The organism is Streptomyces sp. UH6 (assembly GCF_013421635.1).
Lineage (GTDB): Bacteria > Actinomycetota > Actinomycetes > Streptomycetales > Streptomycetaceae > Streptomyces > Streptomyces abyssomicinicus.
This window is the reverse complement of sequence record NZ_JACADT010000390.1, coordinates 1-4,952: the sequence shown is the minus strand read 5'-3', so window position 1 is coordinate 4,952 and position 4,952 is coordinate 1. Positions and strand designations below refer to the sequence as shown.

Annotated in this window: 3 protein-coding genes; 1 reads left to right on the top strand and 2 read right to left on the bottom strand. The window is 70.9% G+C overall.

What is annotated here, in order from left to right; all coding sequences use genetic code 11:
- Positions 1-140: 140 nt before the first annotated feature.
- Positions 141-776, bottom strand: a complete 636-nt coding sequence (locus HW445_RS18280) for an NUDIX hydrolase (RefSeq protein ID WP_180222069.1) — start codon at positions 774-776, stop codon at positions 141-143.
- A gap of 131 nt (positions 777-907) precedes the next feature.
- A complete protein-coding gene (locus tag HW445_RS18275) occupies positions 908-2,590 on the bottom strand; it encodes a CTP synthase (protein ID WP_180222068.1) in 1,683 nt (560 codons plus the stop codon).
- A gap of 454 nt (positions 2,591-3,044) precedes the next feature.
- On the opposite strand from HW445_RS18275, the gene HW445_RS18270 reads away from it, so the two are divergent.
- Complete coding sequence (locus HW445_RS18270) at positions 3,045-4,892, top strand: glycoside hydrolase family 15 protein (RefSeq protein ID WP_308799418.1); 1,848 nt, start codon at positions 3,045-3,047, stop codon at positions 4,890-4,892.
- Positions 4,893-4,952: the final 60 nt, after the last annotated feature.

Sequence of the window (4,952 nt, the reverse complement as noted above, 5' to 3'; positions counted from 1 at the left end):
GGCCACACTCCCGTCCTGCACGCACGCACCACCCCGTCAGCGGGGCCTTGCACGAGCGTAGTTCACGGGGCGACGGCACCACCGGGGACCACACTCGGCCGGTCCCCCGACCGGACGCGGGCCGCGTGGGCCCGAGGGGGCTACGCCTCGAACGGCCGGGCGGGCCACGGTGCCTCGGCGGGCCGCAGCGCGTCCAGTCCCTCCCCGGCGCGGGCGGCGACCAGTGACAGCACGCCGACGACCAGGCAGTTGTTGTGCAGCTCGCCCGCCAGGACACCGCGCACCAGGTCCGCGACGGGGACCCGTGCCAGTTCCATGTCGGACTCCTCGTGCTCGACCTCGAACCGGTCGCCCTCGGCGGCGGAGAGCCCGCGGGCCAGGAAGATCCGCACCGCTTCGTCGCAGCCGCCGGGCGTGGTGTAGACGTCGGCCAGCACCCGCCAGTCCTCGGCCTTGGCGTGGGCCTCCTCGTACAGCTCGCGCTGGGCGGCGTGCAGCGGGTTCTCGCCGGGCACGTCCAGCAGGCCGGCCGGGATCTCCCACAGCTTCTGGCGCACCGGGTGCCGGTACTGGCGCAGCACCACGGCCCGGTCCTCGTCGTCCAGCGCCAGGACGGCCACCGAACCGGGGTGGACCTGGTAGTCGCGGCCCGCGACGCTGCCGTCGGGCATCACCACCTCGTCGGTCCGCACGGAGGTCTTGTTGCCCGTGAACGGGGTGCTCGACGAGCGGATCTCCCACTCCTCCGGGGCGTCCTTGATCACCGGGTCGGTCATCGGGCAGCAGTCCTCTCCATAACTCAGCACACCGGCACACCGGCACACGCGAAAACGGCGAAGCCGGGGCACGCGCCTCGAAACGCGCGTACCCCGGCAACCGTATCGTCACCCGATCACCGTGCCGCCGGTCACTCGGCGGCGGCGGCACCGGCCTTCTGCCGGCGCTCGACCGCGGCCTTCACCAGACCGGCGAAGAGCGGGTGCGGGCGGGTCGGACGGGAGCGCAGCTCCGGGTGGGCCTGGGTGGCCACCAGGTAGGGGTGGACCTCCCGCGGGTACTCCACGTACTCGACGAGCTTGCCGTCGGGGGAGGTGCCGGAGAACAGGATGCCGGCCTTCTTCTCCAGCTCCGCGCGGTAGGCGTTGTTCACCTCGTAGCGGTGACGGTGGCGCTCCTCGACGTACTCCTTGCCGTCGTACACCTCACGGACCACGGAGCCCTCGGCCAGCTTGGCGGGGTACATGCCCAGGCGCATCGTGCCGCCCATGTCGCCCTCGCCGGAGACGATGTCCATCTGCTCGGCCATGGTGGAGATCACCGGGTGGGCGGTCGCCGGGTCGAACTCGGTGGAGTTGGCGTCGGGGATGCCGGCCAGGTTGCGGGCGGCCTCGATCACGATGCACTGCAGGCCCAGGCAGAGACCGAGCAGCGGGACGCCGTTCTCCCGGGCGTACTGGATGGCGCCGACCTTGCCGGAGACACCGCGGTCGCCGAAGCCGCCGGGGATGCAGATGCCGTCGACGTCGGCGAGCTGCTGGGCGGCGCCGGCCGGGGTGCGGCAGTCGTCGGAGGTGACCCACTTGATCTTGACGCGGGCCTTGTTGGCGAAGCCGCCGGCGCGCAGCGCCTCGGTCACCGACAGGTAGGCGTCGGGCAGGTCGATGTACTTGCCGACCAGCGCGAGGGTGATCTCGTGGTCCGGGTTGTGGACGCGGTCCAGCAGGTCGTCCCAGGTGGTCCAGTCGACGTCGCGGAACGGCAGGTCCAGCTTGCGCACCGCGTAGGCGTCCAGGCCCTCGCCGTGGATGGTCTTGGGGATGTCGTAGATCGACCGGGCGTCCGGGCAGGCCACCACGGCGTCCTCGTCCACGTCGCACATCAGCGAGATCTTGCGCTTGATGGCGGTGGGGACCTCGCGGTCGCAGCGCAGCACGATGGCGTCCGGCTGGAGGCCGATGTTGCGCAGGGCGGCCACCGAGTGCTGGGTGGGCTTGGTCTTCAGCTCGCCCGAGGGGCCGATGTAGGGCAGCAGCGAGATGTGCACGACGAAGACGTTGTCGCGGCCGACCTCGTGGCGGACCTGGCGGACCGTCTCCAGGAAGGGCAGCGACTCGATGTCGCCGACGGTGCCGCCGACCTCGGTGATCACCACGTCGACCTCGTCCGTCGCCATGCGGCGGATGCGGTGCTTGATCTCGTTGGTGATGTGCGGGATGACCTGGACGGTGTCGCCCAGGTACTCGCCGCGGCGCTCCTTGGCGATCACCGTGGAGTAGACCTGGCCGGTGGTGACGTTGGCCGATCCGTCGAGGTCGCGGTCGAGGAAGCGCTCGTAGTGGCCGATGTCCAGGTCGGTCTCGGCGCCGTCGTTGGTGACGAACACCTCACCGTGCTGGAAGGGGTTCATCGTGCCGGGGTCGACGTTCAGGTAGGGGTCGAGCTTCTGCATGACGACACGCAGGCCACGGGCCTTGAGCAGCATGCCGAGGCTGGACGCCGTCAGGCCCTTCCCGAGCGAGGAGGCGACACCCCCGGTGACGAAGATGTGCTTGGTCGTCGTGGCGTTGCTGTTTCGGAAAGCAGCGGGCATGGCCAAAGGGGGGCTCCCGTGGTGGCGGTGTCTTGGGGATGCGGAGCGGCTTGCCGACCCGGTTCGGCCGGGGGGCCGTCGCTGCGGTGCCGGGGTTTTTCTCCCACCGGCCACGGGCTACCAGGGTATCAGCGCGCGGGACCGAAGGCGTCCGCGCACCGGGGCCACCGCTGTGACCTGCGACTTCCCGCCGTCACCGGCCGCCCACCCGTTCGGACCACTCTTGTTGTCCCGAGCATCGCGCGCATCATCATCCCGCGTCGTATCCTGCTCGGACACTCGCTGACAGCCCGGCCGGGCAGGACGGCTCCACCCAAGCCGGTGTCACAGGCCGTGTCCCGGATACACCGGACATACGGGAGCGTCAGCTCATACTCAAGCGAACAACTGTCTTTTTCCGCTTCACTCCCCTTTGACTTGACCGCAAGAGAGCGACCGTCCCTGCCGGGACGATGTGGCCGTTCGACTGGAGTTGCACGTGGCCGGGCGTATCGAGGACTACGCACTCATCGGAGACATGCAGACCGCCGCCCTGGTCTGCCGGGACGGCACGGTGGACTGGCTGTGCCTGCCCCGCTTCGACTCTCAGGCCATCTTCGCCGGCCTGCTGGGCACCGAGGATCACGGGTTCTGGCGCGTCGGGCCCGCCCACGCGCCGGAGGCCGGAGCGCCCGACGCCACCCGCCGCCGATACCGGGGCGACTCGCTCGTCCTGGAGTCGGAGTGGGACACCCCGGACGGCACCGTCCGGGTGACCGATTTCATGCCGCCGCGTGACGGCGCCCCGCAGGTGATCCGGATCGTGGAGGGCGTCTCGGGCGAGGTCCCGATGCGCTCCGCGCTGCGGATGCGGTTCTCCTACGGCCGGATCGTGCCCTGGGTGCACCGCCGCGACGGCCGGCTGGTCGGCATCGCCGGGCCGGACTCGGTCTGGTACGACACCGCCGTGCTGGGCCGCGAGGAGGAGCTGACCACCTACGGCAAGGATCTGACCACCTACACCGACTTCACCGTCTCCGCGGGTGACCGGATCGCCTTCACGCTCTCCTGGCAGCCCTCGCACAAGGAGCCGCCGTCGCTGCCGGAGCCGGAGCAGGCGCTGGCGGCGACCGGCGACTTCTGGAGCGAGTGGGTCGCCCTGTGTACGTACCACGGCCCCTACCGGGAGGCCGTGATCCGCTCGCTGATCACGCTGAAGGCGCTCACCTACGCGCCGACCGGCGGTATCGTCGCCGCGCCGACCACCTCGCTGCCCGAGGAGATCGGCGGCGTCCGCAACTGGGACTACCGGTACACCTGGCTGCGGGACGCGGCGATCACCCTGTCGTCGCTGCTGCGCACCGGCTACCGCGAGGAGGCCCGTGCCTGGCGCGAGTGGCTGCTGCGCGCGGTGGCGGGCGACCCGGAGAACCTGCAGATCATGTACGGCATCGCCGGCGAGCGCGAGCTCGGCGAGGCGGAGCTGGACTGGCTGCCGGGGTACGAGAACTCCGCCCCGGTCCGGGTCGGCAACGGCGCGGCGCACCAGCTCCAGCTGGACGTCTACGGCGAGACCATCGAGGCGCTGCACCTGGCCCACATGACGGGCCTGTCCCGCAACGACTACGCCTCGCAGCTCCAGCTGAAGCTGATCCGCTACCTGGAGGACCACTGGAACCAGCCGGACGAGGGCATCTGGGAGGTGCGCGGGCCGCGGCGCCACTTCGTGCACTCCAAGGTGATGGCCTGGGTCGCGGTGGACCGCACCATCAAGCTGGTGGAGTCCGGGGACGCGGAGGGGCCGCTGGAGCGGTGGCGGGAGCTGCGGGAGGACATCCACCGCGATGTCTGCGAGAAGGGCTACGACCCGGAGCGCAACACCTTCACCCAGTCGTACGGCTCCCAGGAGCTGGACGCGTCGCTGCTGCTGATCCCGCAGGTGGGCTTCCTGCCGCCGGACGACAAGCGGGTGATCGGCACCATCGAGGCGATCCAGCGGGAGCTGTCCACCCCGGACGGGTTCATCCTGCGCTACCCGACCCATGCGGGCGACGACAACGTCGACGGGCTGGCGGGTGACGAGGGGGCGTTCCTCGCCTGTTCCTTCTGGATGGCCGACGACCTCGCGATGATCGGCCGGGTCGACGAGGCGCGGCGGCTGTTCGAGAAGCTGCTGTCGCTCCGCAACGACCTGGGGCTGCTGGCGGAGGAGTGGGACTCCAAGCACCAGCGGCAGGTCGGCAACTTCCCGCAGGCCTTCAGCCACGTTCCGCTGATCGACACCGCCCTCCGCCTCACCGCCTCCGGCGCCTACGGCGGCTGACCCCACCCCGTCCGCCGGGGCCCACCCCCGGCGGACGGGGCCCCACGCCCCGCCGCCCCC

Coding starts and splice junctions, on each gene's coding strand:
- HW445_RS18280 (WP_180222069.1), bottom strand. CDS start 776: ATGACCGACCCGGTGATCAAGGACGCCCCGGAGGAGTGGGAGATCCGC.
- HW445_RS18275 (WP_180222068.1), bottom strand. CDS start 2,590: ATGCCCGCTGCTTTCCGAAACAGCAACGCCACGACGACCAAGCACATC.